Below are 24,070 nucleotides of genomic sequence, written 5' to 3' on the forward strand. Positions count from 1 at the left end.
TCAGACAGCATATAGGGAGGTAATTGCGTCAAACCAGACCGTTATCCCCGCGGATTGAGGCCTGCGGCAACATAAATGCTGTCGATCGCAGACATGTTACCAACCGCGTCGGCGCCCCCGGTCAGCGGTGCGGCGCGTCCGCGCATCACATTCAGCACATGGCCTAGCTGGTGATCATAGGTTGTGCTGGATGGAACGCTCTCCACGCGGGTCTTGCCCATATGATGGATGGTGATCTCATGGCCCAGCTGCGGATGGACGGGATTGGTCATCTCGATGGAGCCATCAGCGCATTCCGCCCGCAGGAAAGTTTGACGTGTCACGCCGGGGGCCATGCTGGTCTGGATCTTCGCCTGCACGCCGCCCGGAAAGCCCAGCTGAGCTTTCATGCTGAGGTCCACGCCATCCCGTTCGCAGACAGCCTCGGCTGACAGGACGCGCGGCTCGGTCCCGGCCAGGGTACGGACCATGTGGACGGGGTAACAGCCGAGATCCATCAGGGCACCGCCGCCCAGCTCCAGCGTGTGGCGCAGTTCTCCCTCGCGATACGGGATCTCGACATCAAAAATGCCCTCCAGCGTGTGCAGCGCGCCCAGCTCTTCCCGGCGGATAATGTCCAGCACTAACTGGAAGGCGGGGTGAAAGCGATAGTGGAAGGCCTCGATCAGGGTCTGTCCAGTGCGGTGGGCGGCCGTAACCATATTAACGGCTTCGGGCGTGTTCATCGCAAATGGCTTCTCGCACAGCACCGCCTTGCCGGCTTCCAGCGCGGCAATGGTTAGATCAGCATGGCGGTGCGGGGGCAGGGCGTTATAGACCAGGTCCACATCCTCGCGCTCGACCAGTGCCAGATAGTCGGTTTCGGTCGCAGGAATTCCGTATTGCCCGGCATATGCCTTGGCCCGTTCCCCATCTCGGGCGGCCACGGCGGTAATCGTGCAATCCTCGCGCCGTGAGACTGGCTCAATCATCGCCTTAGGCCCGATCTTAGCGGCTCCGAGTATCCCGATACGGATCATCAAATTGTTCCTTTTTGCGTCTGTCTGGTAACCGGCCTGTGGATAACAAGTAAACAGATCCGGCCTTTTTGTTTACCCGGCCCTAACGGCTCTTAACACTAATGGCTTCAAACGGTGCTTCCATGCCCCTCTATGGTAACGAAGCGGTAAGCACAACAGGGGTTAATAAAGCATCTGAAGCCGTTAATCCTGGGAGTGCTTTCGCACATGTTGACTGAAATTACTGCGCACCTCGCCACACATAACGGCCTTTCGCAGGAAACCGCAAAGCGTGCCCTCGGCATTGTTCTGAATGCGGCAGAGCGTCAGGAGTCTCCATTTGCGCTGGCCATGTTCAAGACAATTCCCGGCGCGCGGGCCCTGTCTGCCCGTATCGGCAGCGACATTGGCGCGCCGACCGGCACGATTGCCCGCATGATCGAGCAGACCCCCGGCGGCAAGCGTCTCGTGGCCCAGTCCATGATTAGCGAACTGCACGGCTTGGGCCTGGATCACAAGGCCATCGGCCAGCTGCTGCCCGCGATCTCTTCCTATATGGAACAATATCACGGCCTGACAGGCTTTGGCCATCTGGGAGACCTGATCGGCTCTGACCTGGATGCAGAGGCAGCCGCTGCGCAAGCGGCCTGATGCCCGCCCCCAAGACTATATGAGCAAGCCGCCTTTCGGGGCGGCTTTTTCATGTCTGCAGAAGAATTTTCAGGTAGAGTGAACCAATCGCCTGGTCACTGCGTAACAGTTGTGACCTGTAGATTTCATTCCTAACCGCTGAAATGTGCGGGTCGACAGACGGGGGCCGGGTCTGCTTGTCGGGTCCGGCCCTTTTCATTTGGCCTCAGCCTGTCTATGTCGGATGTCGATTATCAAAAGGGCTGGCGGACATGCAGGATCGGGATTCACTGAACGCGGATGAGCGGCTGGCGCTGGATCTGATGGCGGCCATTCGCGCCGATGCCGAAGCAGCCTGCGCGCCCCATGCGGTCGAGATGGTTTCCGTCACGATTGATGTCTCCGCTGCCGCCTATGCCGATACCCCGACGGAGCTGGAGGCCCGGATAGACCGGCGCACGCGCACCATTCTGTTTACCGGTGGCCTGGCCCTGCAAAACGGCGCGCCGGTCATGAAGGCGACGGCGGTCTATCGCATCCTTCCCGAATGATGCCGGCTTGCCCGATCTGCGATCTGCGCTAGCTGACGGTGAGACAAGATACTGGCGCTGATAAAGAGGATGCTACCATGCCGACTGTTCTGATCACCGGGGCAAATCGCGGCGTAGGTCTCGCCCTCGCGCGGCAGTTTCTGTCCAACGGATATGACGTGATCGGTACGGCGCGTGAGCCGGACAAGGCTGACGAGCTAAAAGCTGCGGGCGCGAAAACCATGCAGCTGGATGTGGCAGACCCGAACTCCATCGCTGCGCTGAAGGCCGGTCTGGGCGATACACCACTCGATTATCTGGTCAACAATGCGGGCATTGCCAGCAGCACGGCGCTCGGCGATCTCGACTATGGCGAATTCGAACATGTGCTGCGCGTTAATACGATTGCCCCCCTGCGCATCATCGAAGCGCTGACAGACAATGTTGCGGCGGGTGACAAGAAGGTTATTGCGAATTTGACCAGCAAGATGGGCTCCATAGAAGTGACGGACGCACCCTCAGCCCTGATCTACCGCACCTCAAAGGCCGCGCTGAACATGGCGCTTCGGACTGCAGCGCGCAGCTTGGCCGGGCAGGGCATCAGTGTGCTGACATTGCATCCCGGATGGGTGAAGACGGATATGGGTGGCCCGAACGCGCTGGTCTCTCCGGAAGACAGCGCCGCCGGTCTCTACAAGGTGATCACCGGCACCGCTCCGGCGACGGAGCTGCGCTTCTTTGACTATGAAGGCAATATCCTGCCCTGGTAGGCGCAGGATCAGCTTTGCGGCGCGCCATGCTGTGATGCGCTGGCGGCCATGTCTCTCATGTCGTCCGGGCTCAGCCCTTTGACATCTGTGTCTGCCCGCAGACGGGGCAGGGCTTCCGGGTGTTCGGCCTGCAGCCATTCGATCATCTTTTCACGGATGTAACAGCGCAGATCCCACGCCTTGGGCGATGTGCTGGCAGAAGCCAGGGCGCGGATGGTGATCGAAGTGCCCTGGGATTCCGTGACCTGCAGGTTCACGACATTCCGGTCCCACAAATCAGTCTCCTTGCAGATCTCTTCCAGCTTTTCGCGCATTTTCTGCACCGGCGCGTGGTAATCCACCGTCCAGAAGATGCTGCCGAGAATGGAGGCGCTCTTGCGCGTCCAGTTCTGGAAGGGCTGTTCGATGAAATAGGACAGCGGCACGATCAGGCGGCGCCAGTCCCAGATACGGATGACGACATAGAACAGGCCGATCTCCTCAATCCAGCCCCATTCGCCTTCCACCACGACGGCATCATCAATCCGGATCGGCTGGGTAAAGGCAATCTGCAGCCCGGCGATGACATTGGACAGCATCGGCCGCGCGGCCAACCCAATCGCGATGCCGGCAATCCCGGCCGAGGCGAACAGGCTGACCCCGATCTGCTTCACACCCGGGATGACGGTCAGGGCCGCGGCCAGCGTGACAATACCTGCTGCGACGATCCATATACGACGCACGACGTCCAGCCGCGTGGCGGCCTTGCGCGCTTCCAGATTGTCCTCTGCGTCCAGGTGCAGATTGGCCAGCCGGCGCTTGACCAGCGCATCCACAATCGTGGCAATCAGCCAGCCGATGGCGATGATGAACAGCACATTGGCAGTAATCCGGGCGAGGCCGATCAGGTCAAAATCGCCGAGATAGTCTTCCGGCACATATGACGTGCCCACCAGCAAGGCAAATCCTGCCAGCGCGAACAGGACCGGCGGCCTGAACCGTTTCAGCCAGCGCGGGCGACGCCCGAGTTTGTCCACATTTCTGGAGATGCTGAACCCCTTTCTCTGCGGTGTTGTTCTGGTCAAAAGGCTAGGCCGCTCCTTCTCTCTTTCAAGCCGGGGCAGGGCTGTTGCGGGGGCGGAGCGGGGCTTTGCCTATCCTCTGGGCGCAAGGGGCCTTTGCCGGTCGCCCTTCCGGCAGGCAAAAACAGCTCAATCCGGACTTCATCGGCCGCAGGCTACTTTGCAAAACGGTAAGGTTCTGGCAGCAAGGAGGATAAAGAGAAAAGATATGCCATGGCTGGCCCCTGACAGGGAATGGCCGTCCTCATTTTCAGGAGAGTTTGCAATATGCTGAAATCCCTCATGAGCACCGGTCTTGCCGCTGCATTGGCGCTGTCCCTGGCAGCATGCGGCGGTGGCGGTAAAGCGTCTGAAGATGTGCCGACCCTGCGGCGCGGCATCTCGGCCAAGGTCGACACGCTGGACCCGAACAAATCCTCGGCTCAATGGGAAAACATCATCATCGGTGACATGTTCATCGGCCTGACGACAGATGGTCCGGATGGCCGCCCGCAAATGGGTATGGCTGAGAGCTATGAGGTCAGCGACGATGGTCTGGTCTGGACGTTCAAGCTGGGTGATTATCAATGGTCTGACGGCCATCCTGTGACGGCGCAGGACTTTGTCTATGGCTTCCGCCGCATTCAGAATCCGGAAACGGCCTCTCAATACGCATCCCTGCTGTGGCTGGTCAAAAATGCCGAAAAGGTCAGCAGTCAGCAGCTGCCGCCGGAAGAGCTGGGCGTGAAGGCGCTGGACGACAAGACGCTTGAAATCACGCTGGAATATCCCGCTCCCTACCTGCTGGGCCTGCTCAGCCACTACACGACCTTCCCGATCCCAAGCTGGGCGGTTGAGCAATATGGCGATGCCTGGATCCAGCCGGAAAACATCGTGGTGAACGGCCCGTACAAGCTGGTTTACTGGCGCACGGGAGACCAATTGGTCTCCGACAAAAACCCGACCGGCTTCGGCGCGGCAGAAGCCTGCTTCGACCGGGTTGTCTATCTTGAACTGGAAGACCAGGTGGCCATCGAGAACAAGATCACGGCGGGTGAACTGGATATCAATAACAGCTTTGACGGTACGCGTTATACCGAGTTGGACGAGAAACTGCCGGGCTGGGTGCGCACTACGCCCGCGCTGATCGCAACATACTGGACGTTTAATACGAAAACCGCTCCATTTGATGATGTGCGCGTGCGTCAGGCGCTGTCCATGGCGCTGGACCGCGAATTCATGGTCAAGAACGTGCTGACGACCGGCTATCTGCCAGCCTATTCCTTCGTGCCGCCGGGCATCAACAATTATGATGTCGACCGTCCGCAAGTCGAATGGAAGGACATGCCCCGCGAGCAACGCCTTGAGGAAGCCCGCCGCCTGCTGGAAGAGGCGGGCTATGGCCCGAACAAACCGCTGGAGTTTGAATTCATTCACCGCTCCTCGGACGACAACCCGAAAGTGGCCCCGGTCGCTCAGGCCAATTGGAGCGATATTGCCCCATGGGTTAAGCCGGTCATCGTGAAGCAGGATACCAAAGTCCTCTATGCCCGCCTGCGCCAGAAGGATTTCATCTTCGCGGACGGAGCCTGGGTCGCGGATTACGACGATCCGATCAACTTCCTCTACCTGCTCGACAGTGAGACGGGCCAGCAGAACTATGGCGACTATACCAATACGGAATATGACGCCCTGCTGGACAAGTCGAACACGGAACTGGACCTGAAAAAGCGTGCAGAAATCTTTGCTGAGGCTGAAGAGCTGATGCTGAACGAGTATCCGATCACGCCGATGTGGTTCCAGGTCACCAAGAATCTGGTCGATCCTACGCTGACCGGCTGGGAAGAGAACGCGAAGGATAATCACCGTTCGCGCTTCCTGTGCCGTGATGGCATGCAGTCAGCCGAATAGACTTTCCTGGCAGCAGGGGGGGGCAGCCCATGGAACATGAAATGGAGGTCGCGGGTCTCGGCTCTGCCGGGGGAGTGTCACATGGGGAGCACCATCCGGTGCGCTCCGGCCAGCCCTGCGCCAATTGCAAGACCATTGTCGAAGACCGCTACTGCACCACGTGCGGTCAGCTCGCCTCGAACTTCCATCGGCCGGTCTGGGATCTGGTGATGAGCAGCCTGGCCGACACCTTCGCGCTGGACGGGCGGCTCAGCCGCTCCCTGCCGCTGCTGTTGTTCCGGCCGGGACGGATGACGCGCAACTATCTCGATGGAAAGCGCGCACGCTATGTGCCGCCATTCCGCCTGTTCCTGCTCAGCTCCGTTCTCTTTTTCCTTACCCTGTTCACCCTGGGGGACCGGCTCGGATGGTACAGCGACTGGCATATCGGCGATGAGATCGGCAGAGAGATTCCGGGTACGATAACTTACGTTCCCGATGGGGACAGTGACGCGCCAGACGTTCCCGTCATCGATGAGGCCTACGTTCAGGACTTACGCGACGAACTCGCCAATTCCGACATTTCCGATGAGCGGCGGGAAGAGATCTCCAAGCAGCTTGCCGCTGCGCAGGGTGGCATCAACATGAACAATATCCTGCTGCCGTCCGGCAGGGTGGATCGTGAAGCCCTGCGCCAAGCGGTGGACGAGCGGGTTGGCCCCGAGGCGACCCCCGAAGCGCACGAACAGATGTGGCGTGCGGCAGACCATGCCGCCACGGTTTATGAAAATCAGGACAAGTTTGGCGCGCGCATCCGCGAATGGGCGCCGCGCTTCAGCCTGCTGTTCATGCCCATCCTCTCGCTGTTGCTGGCGCTGCTCTATGTCTGGCACCGCAAGCAGTACATCTATGATCATGTGATCACGGCGCTGCACATCCAGACCTTCATCTATTTCATGCTGACTGGCCTGTTGCTGGTCGGCGCTTTGTTGCCGCAGAACGTCTGGTGGCTTGTCATGTTCGGCCTGACGGTGCCGGTCGTCTATATCTACAAACAGCTGCGCGTAACCTATGGCACGGGCCGCTTCATGTCCCTGATGCGCACACTCATCCTGCTGCTCATAAGCACCATCATCCTCTCCACCCTCAGCGTCTGCCTCGTCATCCTCAGCTTCTATCTGGTCTGATATATTGCACTGTCGGCAGTGGGGCAGGGGCACCACGCGCTGGCCGCGCCCCATCGTGCCCGCAGGCCTAGTTCAGGCGTCGGACACGGAATGTGGTTGAATGATCGTCCAGTTTCATCAGATAGCTGCCAAGCACAGCGCGTTTGATGGTTGCTGTTTCAGCCTTGCGGGCCATGCTGCGCGGTACCTTGGTCGTGTCGATCTGACGCCAGATCTGCCCATCTTCCAAGTATACAGTGACAATTCCATTACGGTTGGTGTCGATCTTTTTCACCGCAACCGTGATCTCTTTCAACTCGTCATTGTCCGGCGCAGAATCTTTTGCCTCAGCGCGTTTCTTGAATAATTGCGGCAGGCTGGGCATCGAAAAGCCAAAGGCTTCGCGTTCAATGGCCTTCAACTCAGCGCGATTCACGGTTTGAACATCCCCGGTTTCCTCGGCCAGGCGAAACTTTCCGACGGCGTCGTCAAAACATTTCAGGCGTGCGGAATCATCGGAAATGGACGTGCAGGCATAAATTTCCTTGGTGGCAGAAGGCAGTTGCTCCTCCGCCTGCGCGTGGCAAGCCATTGCAGCGAATGCCGCCGTGAGTAGCAGAATTTTCCGGCTTTCCCGAGACATGTTTGCCCTCCTGAGGCCTGTTCTGGTTCAATAAGGATGCAACTTTGCAGACTTTAATTCAGTTGCAAAGATTACCTGCGCACCTTGAGTATTCGCGGCCTGTTTTTGCTCTGTTTGTTGCGGATTGCTACAAATGTGCCCACTGAGTGATGCGTTTCTGTCACACTCTCGTCAATTTCCGGGATTCCACAGCACTGTCTGATTGACTAGGCGGGGGGTGCCATCATTACTGGCATGTAAGGTCTGGCATGGGGGCCAGATTTGCCCGATTTGGGCTCAACTCAGGTAAATATCCTATTCGGAGGTTCAGGTGAGCGAACACAATTTGAAATCGCGTCTGCTGACGACATCCGTGTTTGCGGGGGCAGTCTTTGCTGCTGCTGCATACATGCCGGCTGTCGCTCAGGACGCAGATGACGACGTTGTACAGATTACGTCGGAAACTGCTGACGAAGAAGCGGTACAGGAGCGGATCCTCGTTACCGGTTCGCGTCTTGCAGGCTCGAACTACGCAGAAATCAGCCCTGTTACGACGGTTGGCGCAGAACAAATCGACCTCAGCGGTTCGCTGTCTGTCGAGAGCCTTCTGAACGACCTCCCGCAGGTTATCCCGGGTAACACGGTTACGTCCAACAACGCTGGCGGCGAAGACTTCGCAACCATCGACCTTCGCGGTCTGGGTGCAACCCGTACGCTGGTTCTGATCAACGGCGAGCGCGTGCCGCCGTCTTCCGTCAGCGGCGCAGTTGACCTTAACACGATCCCGGCCGGCCTAATCGAGCGCGTGGACGTTGTGACCGGCGGTGCATCAGCTGTGTACGGTTCCGACGCTATCTCCGGTGTTGTCAACTTCATCCTGAAGGACGACTATGAAGGTGGTGAGATCACGGTTCGCCGTGGTGCAACGACCGACGGCCAGTTGGCTGGCAGCGAAATCGTCACCGGCCTGTTCGGCGGCAACTTCGATGACGGTCGCGGTAACGCAACCATGTTCGTTCAGTACTCCAACCAGGATGGCGTTCTTCAGCGCGAGTTCGACTACTCCCGCGTTTCTGCTGCCCTGATGTATGGCTACGACTATGACACCGGTTACATGAATGGTGCCTATGTCGTCGACACACTGGGCGAGTTCACCAATGCCTATGACAAGATCATCGGCGATGGCGCTCTCCCGGTTATCTATGGTGGTGGTTCCGGTACCCCGCCATGGGGCACGATTGCTCTTGGTGCCACCAATGCCGCAAACGGTCTGTCCACGAACCCGGCAACCTCTGGCGCGTTCGCTTCCGTTGACCATGACTGTAACCCGGATACGCCGAATATCACGGTTGACTCCGCAAGCAGCCTGTCCTTCGACGCGAATGGCAATTTGAGCCCGCTGCTCGGTGCCGGCTATGTCGTCGGTAACCCGAACGCATGTACGATGCCGCTGCGTGAAAGCGGTTCTTCCCGCTATAACTATGCTCCGGACAACTACATCTACCTGCCTTCCGAACGTACGGGCATTTACTCCACGCTGACCTACGATCTGACGGACACGATCGAAATGAAAGCTCTGCTTTCATATCAGCAGTCCGAAACACAGGTTCAGTTGGCAGCAACACCTGTCACAGGCATTGCTGTTTCTCCGACCTCCGCAGCCATCGTAGGTGCTGACGGCATCATCGGCACTGCAGACGATCCGCATCCGGACCTGTCCGCAGCTCTGCTTTCGCGTACCGATCCGACTGCTGACTTCAGCATGGCATGGCGTTCGCTGGCTCTCGGTCCGCGTACTGCGGAGTACAAGAACCACTCCCTTCTTGGCCGTCTGTCCTTCAACGGTGATCTGAGCGAGCGTTACGACTGGAACCTGTCGTTCGGCTACGGCAAGGTGAACTTCGACTCCATCCAGCGCAACAACACCAACACTGTGGCTCTGGCCCAAGGGCTGGCCGGTTGTGACAATGTGGATCCGCTGTTCCTTCTGCCGAACTGTGTCGACGTGGACATTTTCGGTCCGAATACAACGACCCCGGCAATGCAGGACTTCCTGCGCACGGACATCCAGACGCAGAACACGCTCGAGCAAACCGCCATCTCCGGCTTCATCCGTGGCGACGTGTTCGAACTTCCGGCTGGTTGGCTGACGGGTGTTGTTGGTCTTGAGTACCGCAGCCAGGATGTTCGCCGTGTGAACGACGACGCTCAGCGCCGTGGTGAGATCGCAGGCTTCAACGCTGCTCAGAACATCGCTGGTAACATCGATGTGTATGAAGCTTACACCGAGGTTGGTGTGCCGCTGGTTTCCGACCAGACCTTCGTTGACGACCTGTCCCTCGAGCTTGGTTACCGTGTTTCTGACTACAGCAGCGTCGGTACCGTTGAATCCTACAAGTACGGCATCAACTATGCGCCGACTGACTGGATCCGCGCTCGTGCGATCTTCAACAAAGCTGTTCGTGCTCCGTCTGCAGACGAAACGTTCCGCTCTGGTGACCAGGGCTTCCCACGCTACACCGATCCGTGTAACTCCACACGTACGGGTGGTAACGCTGACCTGCTCGCTTTCTGTACGACAGATGGCAACATCTCCAGCGGTTTCGTCCCTGGTTCGTTCGCTCCGACCTTTGGTCAGGTGAACACGCAGGTTCAGGCCTTCTCCTTCGGTGCTGAAGACCTTGAAGCTGAAGAAGCTGAAACCATCACAGCTGGTTTCGTGGTTGAACCTGACTTCCTGCCGGTTGGCCGTCTGCGTGGTTCATTCGACTACGTGAACATCAAGCTGGACAACGCCATCGTCACCCGCGGTGCCGATACGGTCCTGTCCAGCTGCTACAACAATTTGGGTGCTACACCTCAGTCCGCTCTGGACTGTGCCCAGATCGTTCGTAGCCCGCTGACGGGGCAGATCGTTTCCGTGAACACCGGTCTGCAAAACAGCGCCGGCACGACGGAAATCACCGGCTACGACATCCAGATCGACTACAATTTCGATCTTGATGAAGTCTTCGCTGGTGCACCTGGCTCCTTCAGCCTGACCAACCTTACCACGATCACGGATGAATATCTGGATGCTGGTGACAACTATGCTGGTCAGACGCTTGGTGGTGTCAGCGGTTCGTTCCCGGACTACAAACTGTACACCACACTGGGCTATCGTCTGGATGACTGGTACTTCCAGGTATCCCACGCTTACATCCCGGCACTCAGCCAGAGCCTCTTCTGGTACGGTACCGAGGAAGACAACGGCGTGCCGAAAGCTCCAGAGTACAGCAACTTCGACTTCGCATTCAGCTGGAACGTCACGGACAGCTTCTCCGTGTCCGGTGCAATCAACAACGTTACGGATGAACTTCCGCCGCAAACGATCACGGGTGTGCTCGGCGGTGGTCAGGGCAACGTCGACGCCAACGAATACGCTGGCTGGGTTGTTGGCCGTACCTACTCCATCGGCGCCAAGTTCAAGTTCTAATCGGATTTGAATTTAAAAATTAGAAGGGCGGCGAATTCAGGTTCGCCGCCCTTTTTTCTTTTCTGGCGTTGCGGGGGCAGGGGGCATCTGCCCGTGCATGACAGTCGCAAAGCGTCAGACCCGCCTGGCATTTGCCGAGCGGGCTTGTCTCTGCTTAAAGGGAAACGGGAAGAAGGTTACTCTGTCTGTGGCCAGACAGCCTTGCCTTCTGCATCAACATAGCCGTCTTCCTGCATCATGGCACGCAGTGGTTCCAGATGCCTGGCATATTTTCGCCAGGCATCAATGCCCTTTCGATTGATGGGATTGCGCACCTGTGTGCTGGATGCTGTCGAGACACCGCCGCGAACTTCGTGCGGATGCAAGCAACCCTCAACAAATCCGACGCCGGAGCGTTCCATCATATCCCGGATCACGGTTTCCTGATTGTCGATGAGGTCTTCGAGAATGATGTCCATGAAGGGGGCGCCGATCTCTTTGCGCCAATGGTCTGTCAGCTGGCGATACAGGCGATAATTGTTGCGCAGGCCCTCAAACGTATAAGACCATGTGTAGGAATTGCGTGCGAAGACAACGCGATAGGCGCCGAACAGGGAATCCATCGGGTTCCTGCGCAGGTGAATGAAGCGTGCTTCCGGGAAAGCCTTGCGCGCGACGCCCACCATCGTGTAATTCTGCGGCAGCTTCTCTGTGAAATAGGGGGTCGTGCCGCGAAGATAGGCGGTTCGTTCAAGATAGCCTTCGCGCACGTCCTTCCAGTTGACTGTGCCGAGACGTTTCAGGGCTTCAATGTCGATCTTGTCGCCATTGCGACAGCCCAGTGCATCGCGCAGCGAGATCTGCAGAGCGTGGGTTTCTCCCATGCTGGTTACATCTGGATGGGCAGCAAATATCCGTTCGACCAGTGTGGTGCCGGACCGTGGCAAGCCAATGATGAAGAAGGGCACAGGTGTATCGGAGCCAGCTGGCGGTGTGACATCCAGGTTGCCCGTGAATTCCGAGATCATCTGCTCGGTCCAGGCTTCGCGTGTTTCCTGGTCATCAGGATTCAAAATGGCACTCAGTCGCGTGCTTTCCTCCAGCGCAGACCAGGCCAGATTCGTTTCGCCGACATCATCGGCTTCCTTGAACAGGGCGTAGAGCAGGCGGGCCCGGTCATGGTCCGGCATGTCCTTGCGCTCGGCCAGGGCCTGCAGGCGTTGAAGATGTGCGGTTTCCGTTGTCCAGCGGCGCAGGTCCGCAAGCCCGACATGGGTGATCGTATTGCCGGGGTCGCGTTTCAGGATTTCCTCAAAAACAGCTTCAGCTTCATCAAGGCGGCCAAGGTGGCGCAGGTTCAGGCCATGGTGGTAATGCGCCAGAATGAAGTCTGGCCGTGCCTGCATGGCGGCACCGGAATGTTTTAACGCTTGCTCGAAAAGGGCAGCCTGTGACAATGCCGTGCTGAGGCCATGATGTTGGAGAGGCGTCAGATTTTCCCGGTCCGAAACCAGCGGTGCCAGTTTGGCAACTTCACTGCCGCGGCCTTGCTCACCGCGCAGCCGGCACAGCTCCACCGTCAGAAATTGCCAGGCAATATCGTTCTCCGGAACCACGGTGCGGGCTTCTTCCAATACCTCGTCGACATCGGCATTCTGCATTTGCAGCAGGGCATGGCACAGCATCACCCAGGCAGCCCCAAAGGTCGGCGCGCGTTTGACCAGATTTTGGGCAAGGTCTGCCGCGCCGGGAAGGTTCCCCTGGCGGATCATCGCCTGACAAGAGGCAAGACCGGCCTGCATGTCCTGCGGGGGCGGTGGATTCGGGTGGGTTGCAGTAGGTGTCGTCATGTAAGTGACTGTTAGCACAGCAGGAAATGTTTGCCGAACTGCAATTTCACTCCCACTCGCTTACGTTTAACGTTAGTCTCCTGAAATACACAGGACGAAGGAGGTGAGGGCCTTGCGCTTTATAATGAACTCAATCCGTACGCCCCTGGCGGCTGTTGCCGTAGCCATGGGGTGTATGACGATCATGGCAGGTGGTGCTCAGGCAGATGTACCGCGTGCACAGATTTCCACATTTGTTGGCTTTGAGAATTTGCGGTCAATCGGCATGTCGCCGGATGGCCGCTACATTTCAGGTATTCTGCGCGACGATAGTGGTGATGTGCTGATCGTCCATGATCGTGAAACGGGCAAGACATGGCCTGTCCAGCGTGCGCGTGAGGATCAAAGCCTCCAGTTGACCTTTGTGATGTTCAAGGGGAATGATCGTCTGCTATTCGGTCTTCAGCAGAAATACGAAATTGTCTCCGGAAGTGGCGGTGGCCGTCTTGGCCGCAAGGCGGAAGATGATGGCCTGTTCAATTATGTCAGCCGCGTTTACGCATCTGATCTGGATGGTGGCAACCTGATCTCCCTTTATGATCCGGCAGAAGAGCAGAACTTTCCGCGCTGGTTGAGTGCGAATATCAGCAACATTCTGCGCAGTGATCCAGATCACGTTCTCATGCGGACGCCTTCGACAGGCGGCGTACAGCTGCGTCGTGTCAACATCCGTACGGGCGAGTCCGATATCCTTGAACAGGGCGGTATGCGGACCTATGAGTGGGTTCTGGACAGCGAGCTCAAACCGGTTTTGCGTCAGGATATGGTGTCCGGCGGCCGGGGAACGGCCTGGTTACGCAAGGATGGAAATGGCAACTGGCAGGAAATCGCTCGTTTCCGTGGGGCTTCGGGGGCCAATGGAGCGCCTGAATTCAGCGGTCTTGGCCGCGGCACACGCCCTGGTACAGCCATCGTGTCTGCCCGTCCGAACAATCGCGACACGAACGCGCTTTATCTCTACGATGCTACCACCGGCGAGTATGAGAAAGAGCTGTACTCGAACGACACGTTTGATGTGTTCAGCGTGCTGCGCGACCCGATTACGGACGAAGTGATAGCAGGCTGTTATAACGCCTACAAATATATCTGCATGTTCGACGATCCCAAGCAGCAGGCGCTGTGGAATGGTCTCAGTCAGGCTGTAGGTGAAGAGAATGAGATTTATCTCGCTTCAGGCGGTGATCTGGACAAGACCTTCATGATCCTGGTGATCGGCCCACAGGAGCCGGGTGCGTATTACATCTATAATGTGGAAACCCGTGAGCTGTCCTTCTTCCAGTCTCGCCGCATGCAGGCCGATCCGGCCCTTCTGCCGAGCAAGGAAATCTTCGATTATGTGGCTGAAGATGGCACGCGCCTGTGGGGTTATCTGACAATTCCGCCGGGCGCGACAAAAGACACCAAGAACATGCCCATGATTACGCTGCCACATGGCGGGCCTGAAGGCCGTGATGTGTGGTCTGGTGATCCCATGTCGAATTACTGGGCCTCTCAGGGCTATCTGGTCTTCCAGCCGCACTTCCGCGGTGGGGCAGGCACAGGCCGCAAATGGGTGGAAGCCGGCTGGGGCCAATGGGGCCAGCTGATCCAGTCAGATATCAATGAGGGAACGCGTGCGCTGATCGCTGCTGGCCGTGCAGACCCGAACCGTATCTGTATCGCAGGCTGGTCGCATGGCGGCTATGTTGCCTTCACGGCCAGCTTCCTGAACACGGATCTCTATAAGTGCTCCATGGCCGGGGCAGGCGTCTCGGATTTGCGCAAGATGCAGGACTGGGTACGTGAAGAACAGGGCGGGCGCCAAAGCATGTCCTATAAATACTGGGCCAATGCGATTGGTGACCCGAATGATGACAAAGGCAAGCTGGACACATATTCCGCCAACCGGAATGCTGACAAAGTCGGCATGCCGCTGCTCATCGTACACGGTGAAAACGACACGACCGTTCCGGTGGAACAGTCCCTCATGATGGCCAAGTCCCTGGACAAGGCGAATGTGGACTACAAGATCATGATCCTGGAAGACATGGACCATTATCTGCGTCCGGATCAGGGCACGGAATGGGGGCAGATCCTGCAGGCATCCTCGCAATTTTTCCGTGAGAATATCGGACCAGGCTGGGAGAAGGAATAATCTCTCCGGCACAATGACAGGAACAGCCCGCAGGTCTTTGACTCTGCGGGCTTTTTCTAGGCGGGAATGATGTCAAATGCGATAGTCATGCGCTCTTCGCCTTGGTGGAAGGGGCGCACGCCATGCCACATATAGCTGGGGAACAGCACCAGCCGACCCACCTTGGGGCAGACCTTTTTCTCATAGCTTATTCCGGGTACGGGGAAGCGTGGCTCGCCAAACGTGATCCAGCCATCATCCGTCGCCGCATCCGGCGTTACGTCGTCGGGAACGGATACGTAGAAGGCGGATGAAATCCATCCTTCTGAATGGATATGATTGACGTGAGAGCCGCCTTGCGTCAGGCGAACAGACCAGGCGCCCTGTAGGTCATACTCGCCGGTATTTCGTGCCGTGTACGGATGCGAGGGGTCGTTGCCAATGTGGGCCATATAGCCACGGATAGGCTTGTCCAGGGCTTTGAAGAACAGTTCGATCAGCGGGTCTTGTGGCACATCAGGGTTCAGCACGAGTTGCGAGCCGCCCCTAAGTGACTGGTCCAGGGGATGATTTTTAAAGACGTGCAATTCCCGCAAGCGCGTTGCCAGAGCCTCAAGAAAGCTCTCGATCGTGTCATACCCCTCTGGTGGGTCCAGGTCGAATGGCTGCACGAAGCGATCATAATCGTACAAATAGCGATAGGTCTCGTCACCCAGGCCGCGCCGTGCCACTACATCCAGTGAAATCCATTCCTGGTCGGTCGGGTCTCTTTGCAGACCCCATGCCGTATGCCGGGCCGCTGCCTCGAATTGACCGGCGGCCAGCAGGGCGCAGGCGGCATTGCGACGTATCCAGTCTGTTTCCGGTGCGCCCTGTACGGATTTTTCCGCCAGTTCTGCGCCTTCCTCGGCTCTGCCTGCCGGAGCAAGAAGAATGGCTACCGCACTTTCCATGGCTGGGCTGGGTAGTCGTGTGCTGGCGGCTTCCAGACGTGCCAGCGCGTCCACGTGCCGGTCTGCGCGGCGCAGCATATCGGCGGCGCTCAGCGTCAGGTCCATATCTTCCGGGTAGTCGTCAGCTGCCTGCAATAGCGTTTCGGCGAAATTGGTCTTGTCGCCCTGCATCCAAAGCAGCATGGCCAGGCCCTTGTGCAGACGCGCATGGGTTGGCTGGTCCGCAACAGCCAGGCGTAGCAGGCTGGCAGCTTCTTCTGTGCGGCCACACTCGATCAATGCGGCAGACTTCATCTCTATGCAGAGGGGACTGTCCGGGCCCAGTTCATCAAACAGCTGGTCTGCTTCCTCCCACTGGTTCAGGCGGCCCAGCGCGGAGGCCAGGATGATCTTCATGTTCCGGCTGGAAGGCTTCACTTTCAGGGCCGCGCGTGCTGTCGGTACGGCATCTTCCCAGTGATTGGCCCGGCGCTGGGCGTCTGCCAGGATAGAGAGATAGTCATAACTCCCCATCGCTTCGTCAGGCATGTCCTTCAGGCGTTCAATGGCCTTCAGGGGCTTCGCGCCAGAGGTCCAGCACCGGGCCTCTGACAGGATAAGTTCCGGCATGGGGCCCGCGATCTTGCTGGTCTCGCCATAGGCAATGGCGGCATCCAGAAAGTTGCCCTGGCTCCTATGGAACGCGGCAAGGGCAACGGTCACCTGTGCACGGGCATCTGCTGACTGGGTGGCGTTCAGGGCATTGATCAGTGTGCGGCGTGCCTCTCCGATCTTGCCATTGGCTGTCAGGGTTTGCGCCTGGGTGATTGCTGCCTGGGCTGCCTGTAAGCTCATATTGAGTGCCACCTTGCATAGATTGCTGTGGGGAGGAGGCGACCCGTGCCTTGCTGGGGCAGGGCCATTTCGCCGGTTTCCATCGTGCCGCCGAGCGGCGAGAGCCGGTCTGCCAGGGCCTGGGACAGGGCAAGGTAAGACAGGCGTACCGCATAGGCCGTCAGGATGACGAAGAGGGGGCGGTCGCTCAGCAGCGTTTTTACTGTGTCCAGCAATTCGGGCAAATTCTCCTCGAACCGCCAGGTTTCGTTCTTGGGGCCGCGGCCGAATTTTGGCGGGTCCAGGATGATGGCGTCATAGGTGTTGCCGCGGCGGATTTCGCGGGCGGTGAACTTCATTGCGTCATCGGCGATCCAGCGGATCGTGCGCTCATTCAGGCCGCTCATCGCCTGATTGTCCTTGCCATAGCCGTTTGATTTCGGGCTGGCGTCGAGATGGACCACCTCCGCCCCCGCCGCCGCGCAGGCGAGCGACATCATGCCGGTATAGCCGAACAGGTTCAGCGCCTTGATCGGGCGGCCGGCGGTGCGGATTTTCTCCTGCGCAAACCGCCAGTGCACGGAATGCTCCTGGAACACGCCCATATGGCGGAAGGCCGTGCGGCGGGCTTCGAAAGTCAGGCCGTTCCATTGCATCGGCCAGCTGTCCAGCGCCTTGGGGGAGAGAACTTCCCAATTGCCGGCGCCGTCATCATCGCTGGATTTGGTGGAGAAGCGGGCATCGGCGCGCCAGCTGTCTGTCGGGCGGGCCGGTTCCCAGAAGGCCTGTGGGTCCGGTCGGATGACGGTCTGGCTGCCGAAGCGCTCCAGCTTTTGCAGGTGGCCACTATCGAGCAGGGCATAGTCTTCCCAGTCATCGGCGATGAGGAGGCGTGTGTCCGTCTTCATTTGAAATCCCGTTGGCGCCAGGCTTCATAGGTCATGATCGCGGTGGCCTGCGCAAGGTTGAGGCTGTCGGCACCGCCACGCATCGGAATGAGGCAGAGCTGGTCACAGGCCGCTTCCGCCTCTGGCGTCAGGCCGGATTGCTCATTGCCCATGATGATGACAGAGCCTTGCTTGAAATCGGTATGGTCGTGGCGCGCGGTGCCATTGACGCTGGCCGCGCTCATGGAGAGGCCAAGGCCCTGCCGCCAGGCATTGAAGGCCTCGAACGAGGCCGCCGCGAAGGGCATGTCGAAGATCGACCCCATGGACGCGCGCACAGATTCAAAGCTGTAGGGATCACAGCAGGTTTCCACCAGAATGACCCCGGAAATGCCGGCGCAGTCTGCGGTGCGCAGAATGGTGCCCAGATTGCCGGGGTCGCGCACTTCATACAGGGCGACGAACAGGCCTGCCTTGTCCTGTGGCAGATCTGCCAGTGTCAGGTGCTTTTGCGCGAAGGCGGCGATCACGCTCTGGGCGTTATCCTTGTGCGTCACGCGGCTCATCAGCTTGTCGGCGGCGAGCACGACGCGGGCACCGTGATCCTGCGCCTTCTGTATAAGATCCGACAGGTGCGGGCGGTCTGCCATGGACGCGGCGACAACCAGGCTGTCCAGTTTCCAGCCATTAGCCAGGCCTTGCCCGATCAGGCGTGCGCCCTCTGCCAGAAAGAGGCCGGTCTCATTTCGGCCCTTTTTTCTTTCCAGGGTTTTCAAAGACTTGATGAGCGGATTGGATGCGCTGCTTATGGTCTCGATTGGGCGTGTCATGCGGTGTATGTGTGGCATTCGGTGACTGTGCGGGGGACTCTTGCAGCAAAATGCTGAATAGGGCATCCCTCAATCACAGGGGATTAGACATGGAGGAGGTCGCGGGGCCTCTATGAGACTGCTCGACTACCTTTTCGGACTGGTGGCGCTTATCGGGCTCGGTGTGACGAGCTGGTGGGCCGTGTACCAGTCTCCAAACACGCCTGTAAACCTTCAAGCGCGCTTGCAGCAGAATGCCAGCGCGGCGCTGGAGGCAGGCGGCTTTGACTGGGCCAGCGTGGAGATGCGCGGACAGCGCGCCGTACTGCATGGACAGGCCCCGTCCGCCGATGCCGTTCAGGCGGCGGCGGAAACCGTGCTGACCTCCAATGGCGCAGGCGGCGTGATCATGGGCGGGGTGACGATTGTCGAAAGCGCGGTCGATGCCGCGCCGCCTGTGTCTCCTTATATATGGCGCGCGATCAAGACGCCGGAGGGCAGCTATGTGCTGACCGGCTATGTGCCTTCGCGCGGTACGCGGCAGAAGCTGGTCGAGCAGGCGACCGCTCAGGCTGCGGGCGCCCCGGTGGAAGACCGGATGCAGCTGGCCGCCGGTGCGCCCGGCGCGAACTGGCAGGGCATGGCCCGCATGGTGCTGGAGGATCTGGGGCAGCTGGACACCGGCGAGGCGAGCCTGCGCGATACCCGTGTACGCCTCAGCGGCCTGTCCATGGAAGGCCCGATCCGCGCGCGGCTGACGGCGGAGATCGCCAATATTGTCGCGCCCTTCAAGGGGGAGCCATTGATCCGCGGCCCGGCGCTGTGGACCGCACAGCATCAGCCGGGCGTGCTGATCCTGTCCGGCAAAGTGGCAAGTGAGGCAGAGCGCGAAGAGATCACCGGCATTGCGCGTCAATATTATGGCGGCGAGGTGCGCGACGAGATGCAGGTGGCCGGAGAGCCGCATGAGGGCTGGATGACCGGCGTGCGCGCGGGTCTGCCGCAATTCAGTCGCTTCACACGCGGTGAGATGGCGTTTGACCCGGCTGAAACGGGCTTCAGCGTCCAGGGCGAGGCCTCGCCGTCAACGCTGCAATATCTGCAACAGGATCTTTCCGGCCTGGATGGCCCTTATCCTGTCACAGTCTTCGCCGATAGCGTGGGGATGGCTGTGGACGAGATCAACGGCATCAATTTCAGGGCAGACCCATTGGCGGCCTGCCAGCAGGCCTTTGATGCCGTGATGGAAACCAGCGATGTGTCCTTCGACCCTGGCACCGCCGCGATCACCCGCCAGAGCGGGCCGGCACTGGACAAGCTGACCCGTGTGGCTGGCCTCTGCGCGCCGGGACTTGAGATCGAAATCGGCGGACATGCGGATGCGACAGGAGACCGCGACAGCGTTGCCGGGCTGAGCGTGGATCGGGCTGAAGCTGTGAAGGAATATATGGTTTCCACAGGATTTGACGCTGCAAGGCTGACTGTAATCGGGTATGGTCCCGACCAGCCGGTGCAGAGTAATGACACTGAGGAGGGTCTGGCGAAGAATCGCCCGATCAGTTTCAAGGTTCGAGAACGGAGCGAGTGATGGCGTGGCTTTTGGCACATATCTGGGCAGCGCTGGCAGGCGTGGCCGTGTTCGGTCTGCTTCTGGGCTGGTCCATTCGCGGCATGCTGCTGGTGGGCAAGATGCGCCGCGCGACCGTCGAACGCGACATCACGATGACCGAGCTGGAGCAGGCCAAGGACGAGATTGAGCGCCTCTATGCCGCCCAGCGGGGCAAGCCGATTGGCGGTGGTGAGATCAATGTCCGCGAAGAGCTGGCCGAGCGTGAGGTGAAGATCAGCCGCCTGGCAAATGAGCTGGAACGCGCCAAGAAACAACTCGAAGAATTGAAGGACCGGCCAGAGCCGCCGAAGCCTGCCGCATCATTTGCGCCGCGCTCTCTCAGCGAGGCTGTCGCGTCTGATCCGGCCCCGGCGCTGGTCTGGCGCAACCGCCATCTGGAAAGCCGCGTGCGTCATCTCGAAAGCCTGATCGAGCAGGGCGCTGCGGGCCCGGCGGCGGCTGAGCAGGCCACTGCGCAAGCCGCGCTGATGAGCGGCGCGGATGCGGATCCGACCGAAGTGGGCCTGAACGCAGAGGCCGAAGCCGCACAGGACGACGGTAAGGAAGAATGGCAAGTCGGCTTCCTGCGTCAGCGCGTCGAGGCGCTGGAAGAGCAATTGATCAAGGCCGAAAGCGAAGCGAAACAGGCGTTTGAGGCCGCTGAAGCGGCCAAGTCCGAAGCGGCGGCCCAGCCCGTTGAGGCACCGGCCGCGGCTGCGCCCGCCCACACGCCGCGCGAGGGCGAAATCGAGGAAGAATTGGCACGCCTGCGCTGGCGCAACCGCTTCCTGGAAGGCCGTCTCGCCTATTTCGAGGGCGACGCACAGGACGTGGCAGCTGAGACCGCTGCTGCTGTTGAGGCCGAGGAAGAGCCTGTGGAGACCATCCCGGCAGAGGCCATGCCGGAGGACAGGCCGAGCTTCACCTTTCAGGGAGATGAACCCGTCGCAGACGAAGAGCCGCCGGTCGCGATTGCCCCGGCCTTCGGCGCGCTGACAGAGGTCGAGCCTGTTCAGGAAGAGGAGGTCGCGCCCGAAGTCGAGGTGGAACAGGCCGAAGAGGATCAGCCGGAAGAGGAGGCCCTGGCAGTAGAGACGGCCGAGGCCAATGACGCGGATGATGCTGAAGCTGGCGAGGTTGAGGCTTATGTCACCGTCGCGGATGTTTATGAAGACACGGTTGGGGCTGAAGAGGCCGAAACAGAAGAGCTTGCCGGAGACGATCTCGCTGACGACGCGGACGCGGTAGAAGACACCGTCTCAGACACGCCGGAAGACGAGGCCGCCGAAGAGGCGAGCGAAGACGAGACCCCGCTTGCTTCCAGCGAAGAGGCCAGCCGTGCCATTCTAGCGGCGCTCGAACTCGATGATGAGGACGAAGCCGAAGACGAGGCGACAGAGGAATACGACTCAGAATCCGAAGACGAACTGGACGATGATGCTGAGGTTGAAGAGACCGAGGCGGAAGAAGACCAGGACGATGAGGAGGCCTATGACGAGGACTCCGATGATGACGAGGATTATGACGACGCCGAAGAGGATGAAGACTTCGACGAGGAAGACGAGTCCTATGAGGATGAGGACGAGTCTGACGAGGACTATGAGTCCGACGACGAAGATGACGATGATGAGTCTTCCTATGATGAGGAAGATGACGAGGATGATTACGAGGAAGAGGACGAAGACTTCGACGAGGAAGATGAAGACTTCGACGAAGATGAAGACGACGAGTCCGAGTATGATGATGACGACGCTGACGATGAAGACGGCGACGAGGACTATGATGAGGATGATGAGTCCGACCTCGACGCCGATGATGCGCTAGACGACGAAGACGATGAGTCTGATGAATTGTCCGATGAGGAAGACGGGGAAGACCTCTACGCCGAAGACGACAGTGACGAGGCAGGCGACGAGCAAGACGAAGACGTCTACGCCGAGTCCGAAGAGGAGTCCGACTCAGAAGAAGACGACTTTGAGGAAGACGATTCTGAAGACGACGAGCCTGAGGATGACGCACCGGTCGGCATCGCGCCGAGCGCGCTCGACAAGCCGGTGGCCGGTCATGCCGATGACCTCACCGTGATTGGCGGCATCGGCCCCAAGATCCAGGAATTGCTGAACGGCATGGGCATCTGGCACTATGAGCAGATCGCCGCCTGGACACCGGACAATGTCGCCTGGGTGGACCGCGAACTGAACTTCTCCGGCCGCATCGTGCGCGAAGGCTGGGTCGAGCAGGCCGCCATCCTGGCCGGAGACATGGCCGAGGAAGACGCCTGATCCACGGCGCTATTTGTATGGGCGGTGGCTCTGCCGTTCAGGAAAAATTCATGCAGGAACAGGCACGTTCGGAACATATCGGACTTTGGAGCGATTGCTTTTTGAGGGGCGCGCGTTACGTTCCCGCTTTGAGGCATAAGGGAGATTTGAGATGGCAGAGCTGGTCGAATTTGATGGTGAGGCCCTCGCAGGCGCGCCCAAGGTACGCCTGTCACGGCGGGCGCTGATCACGGGCATGGCGGCAGGAACGGTCTTCCCGTTCATCTCCAGCTGTACGACCAATCCGGCGACCGGCTCCAACCAGTTGATCCTGTTCGGGGATGCGGAAGTCGCCAGCATGGCCGCAACCGCTTGGACCGACATGAAGGCTCAGACACCGACCGTCTCAAATTCGCGCCTGAAGAACCGCGTGCTCAACGTGTGGGACCGCACTGCCAATGGTGCGGTAAAAGCTGGCCATATTGACCCTAACGCCAATTGGGATGTCGCCGTGTTCGACACCGATGACGTCAACGCCTTCGTCATGCCGGGCAACCGGGTGGGGGTCTATCGCGGCATCACCGAGCTGACCGAGAATGACGACCAGCTCTCCTCCGTGCTGGGCCACGAGACCGGTCACGTTGTGGGCCGTCACGCGGCAGAGCGCCTGTCTGTCTCCACCGCCAGCCAGGTGGGCCTGATGGCCGGGCAGATTGCCATTGCGCAATCCGACCAGCTGAGCCGCTATGGCAACGAGATCGCGGCGCTCGGCGGGGCGGCCATGCAGTTCGGCGTCGTGCTGCCCTATAGCCGCCGGCATGAGCTGGAGGCCGACCGCCTCGGCGTCGATTACATGCACAATGCCGGCTATGACGTGACCCAGTCCGTGCGGCTGTGGGAGCTGATGGATGCCAATTCCAAGGGCCAGCGCCCGCCGGAATTCATGTCCACGCACCCGGACCCGGTGCGCCGCGCGCAGGAGCTGCGCACCTATATCAACGCCAAGGGCTATGCCCTGATGTAGGGCAGGCGCCCCGTAGAAGATACAAGAGCCCGGCGCAACTATGCGGCCGGGCTTTTTCATGTCTGCGGCGCCCCAGCGAAGATAAAAGCGGCGCTGCCCTTGTTTGAACACAAATACCGTTTACATAGGGCATTCGACTTTTAGCCGGACGATCAGGCCTAGACTGTCAGAGTTTCACTCTGTCACTCATTTCAGAAACTCCCAGACAAAACTCGAATTCCCGCGGACCAGCATGTTGCAGGACCGCATCTTTATACAGGAGTGTTTCATGACAAGTGGCACCGTAAAATTCTACAACGACCAAAAAGGCTACGGCTTTATTGCCCCTAATGATGGCAGCACCGACGTGTTCGTGCACGCAACTGCGCTGGAACGCGCTGGCCTGCACGCGCTGTCCGAAGGTCAGAAGGTTTCCTTCACGACCGCCAAGGACCCGCGCAACGGCAAGACCGCCGTTGACTCGATCCAGGCTGACTAGTCCTTCGGGATTACAGGTTAGGGAAGGGCCGCCCCCGCAAGGAGGCGGCCTTTTTCCGTTTTGGGGTGATTTGCGCCTGGATGGACGGGCTTTGGCTCTTCGTCGCTTCATCCTTCGACTTCGCTCAGGATGAG

The 24,070-nt window shown here is 59.3% G+C and carries 18 protein-coding genes; 11 read left to right on the top strand and 7 right to left on the bottom strand.

All coding sequences use genetic code 11. The features are described from left to right. Positions 1-41: 41 nt before the first annotated feature. Positions 42-1,019: a Gfo/Idh/MocA family protein gene (locus HY2_RS06605; protein ID WP_051594795.1), complete on the bottom strand. Its 978-nt coding sequence runs from the start codon at positions 1,017-1,019 to the stop codon at positions 42-44. Positions 1,020-1,226: 207 nt separating this feature from the next. Between HY2_RS06605 and HY2_RS06610 the strand changes: the two genes are divergently transcribed. The 3 genes from HY2_RS06610 (at position 1,227) to HY2_RS06620 (ending at position 2,928) form a co-directional block, all read left to right on the top strand. Further along, the gene (locus HY2_RS06610) at positions 1,227-1,649 is read left to right on the top strand and encodes a hypothetical protein (RefSeq protein ID WP_051594796.1); all 423 of its coding nucleotides are present in this window, start codon (positions 1,227-1,229) and stop codon (positions 1,647-1,649) included. Positions 1,650-1,900: 251 nt separating this feature from the next. Then, positions 1,901-2,179, top strand: coding sequence for a hypothetical protein (locus HY2_RS06615; protein ID WP_034825943.1), 279 nt, complete (start codon positions 1,901-1,903; stop codon positions 2,177-2,179). A 77-nt stretch (positions 2,180-2,256) separates the two neighbouring features. Continuing rightward, complete coding sequence (locus tag HY2_RS06620; RefSeq protein ID WP_034825944.1) at positions 2,257-2,928, top strand: SDR family oxidoreductase; 672 nt, start codon at positions 2,257-2,259, stop codon at positions 2,926-2,928. Between the two features lie 8 nt (positions 2,929-2,936). Here HY2_RS06620 and HY2_RS06625 read toward each other — a convergent pair whose 3' ends face one another. Then, positions 2,937-3,944 (bottom strand): mechanosensitive ion channel family protein, encoded by a 1,008-nt coding sequence (locus HY2_RS06625; protein WP_051594797.1) that lies wholly within the window; start codon positions 3,942-3,944, stop codon positions 2,937-2,939. Positions 3,945-4,256: 312 nt separating this feature from the next. On the opposite strand from HY2_RS06625, the gene HY2_RS06630 reads away from it, so the two are divergent. Then, positions 4,257-5,879, top strand: a complete 1,623-nt coding sequence (locus tag HY2_RS06630) for a peptide ABC transporter substrate-binding protein (protein WP_034825945.1) — start codon at positions 4,257-4,259, stop codon at positions 5,877-5,879. Positions 5,880-5,908: 29 nt separating this feature from the next. Further along, positions 5,909-7,045: a DUF3667 domain-containing protein gene (locus HY2_RS06635; protein WP_034825946.1), complete on the top strand. Its 1,137-nt coding sequence runs from the start codon at positions 5,909-5,911 to the stop codon at positions 7,043-7,045. Between the two features lie 67 nt (positions 7,046-7,112). Here the strand turns inward: HY2_RS06635 and HY2_RS06640 are convergent, their stop codons facing one another. After that, positions 7,113-7,667, bottom strand: coding sequence for a hypothetical protein (locus HY2_RS06640; protein ID WP_034825955.1), 555 nt, complete (start codon positions 7,665-7,667; stop codon positions 7,113-7,115). Between the two features lie 310 nt (positions 7,668-7,977). Between HY2_RS06640 and HY2_RS06645 the strand changes: the two genes are divergently transcribed. Beyond that, the gene (locus tag HY2_RS06645) at positions 7,978-11,121 is read left to right on the top strand and encodes a TonB-dependent receptor domain-containing protein (RefSeq protein WP_112063299.1); all 3,144 of its coding nucleotides are present in this window, start codon (positions 7,978-7,980) and stop codon (positions 11,119-11,121) included. 176 nt (positions 11,122-11,297) lie between these two features. On the opposite strand, the gene HY2_RS06650 is transcribed toward HY2_RS06645, so the two are convergent. Beyond that, positions 11,298-12,950: a tetratricopeptide repeat-containing sulfotransferase family protein gene (locus tag HY2_RS06650; protein WP_081814965.1), complete on the bottom strand. Its 1,653-nt coding sequence runs from the start codon at positions 12,948-12,950 to the stop codon at positions 11,298-11,300. Positions 12,951-13,062: 112 nt separating this feature from the next. Here HY2_RS06650 and HY2_RS06655 point away from each other — a divergent pair, with 112 nt between their 5' ends. After that, positions 13,063-15,123 (top strand): alpha/beta hydrolase family protein, encoded by a 2,061-nt coding sequence (locus HY2_RS06655; RefSeq protein ID WP_162173278.1) that lies wholly within the window; start codon positions 13,063-13,065, stop codon positions 15,121-15,123. A gap of 56 nt (positions 15,124-15,179) precedes the next feature. On the opposite strand, the gene HY2_RS16715 is transcribed toward HY2_RS06655, so the two are convergent. Genes HY2_RS16715 through HY2_RS06670 form a run of 3 tightly spaced genes read right to left on the bottom strand, consistent with a single transcriptional unit; the run spans position 15,180 to position 18,603 of the window. Continuing rightward, positions 15,180-16,889: a putative 2OG-Fe(II) oxygenase gene (locus tag HY2_RS16715; protein ID WP_051594798.1), complete on the bottom strand. Its 1,710-nt coding sequence runs from the start codon at positions 16,887-16,889 to the stop codon at positions 15,180-15,182. Beyond that, a complete protein-coding gene (locus HY2_RS06665) occupies positions 16,886-17,776 on the bottom strand; it encodes a class I SAM-dependent methyltransferase (protein ID WP_034825960.1) in 891 nt (296 codons plus the stop codon). The genes HY2_RS16715 and HY2_RS06665 overlap by 4 nt, the downstream gene beginning before the upstream one ends. Then, positions 17,773-18,603 carry a TrmH family RNA methyltransferase gene (locus HY2_RS06670; protein ID WP_034825961.1) on the bottom strand — a complete coding sequence of 277 codons (831 nt, stop codon included), beginning with the start codon at positions 18,601-18,603 and terminating at the stop codon, positions 17,773-17,775. Before HY2_RS06670 ends, HY2_RS06665 begins: the two co-directional genes overlap by 4 nt. A gap of 94 nt (positions 18,604-18,697) precedes the next feature. Here HY2_RS06670 and HY2_RS06675 point away from each other — a divergent pair, with 94 nt between their 5' ends. The 4 genes from HY2_RS06675 to HY2_RS06690 all read left to right on the top strand — a co-directional run bounded on the left by HY2_RS06675 (position 18,698) and on the right by HY2_RS06690 (position 23,936). Further along, entirely contained in the window at positions 18,698-20,152 is a 1,455-nt protein-coding gene (locus tag HY2_RS06675) for an OmpA family protein (protein ID WP_034825962.1), read from the top strand. Then, positions 20,152-22,455 carry a hypothetical protein gene (locus HY2_RS16720; protein WP_051594799.1) on the top strand — a complete coding sequence of 768 codons (2,304 nt, stop codon included), beginning with the start codon at positions 20,152-20,154 and terminating at the stop codon, positions 22,453-22,455. Before HY2_RS06675 ends, HY2_RS16720 begins: the two co-directional genes overlap by 1 nt. A gap of 151 nt (positions 22,456-22,606) precedes the next feature. Beyond that, positions 22,607-23,458: a M48 family metallopeptidase gene (locus tag HY2_RS06685; RefSeq protein ID WP_051594800.1), complete on the top strand. Its 852-nt coding sequence runs from the start codon at positions 22,607-22,609 to the stop codon at positions 23,456-23,458. 268 nt (positions 23,459-23,726) lie between these two features. Beyond that, a complete protein-coding gene (locus tag HY2_RS06690) occupies positions 23,727-23,936 on the top strand; it encodes a cold-shock protein (protein WP_034825963.1) in 210 nt (69 codons plus the stop codon). The last annotated feature ends 134 nt before the right edge of the window (positions 23,937-24,070 follow it).

Source organism: Hyphomonas pacifica (assembly GCF_000682675.1).
Lineage (GTDB): Bacteria > Pseudomonadota > Alphaproteobacteria > Caulobacterales > Hyphomonadaceae > Hyphomonas > Hyphomonas pacifica.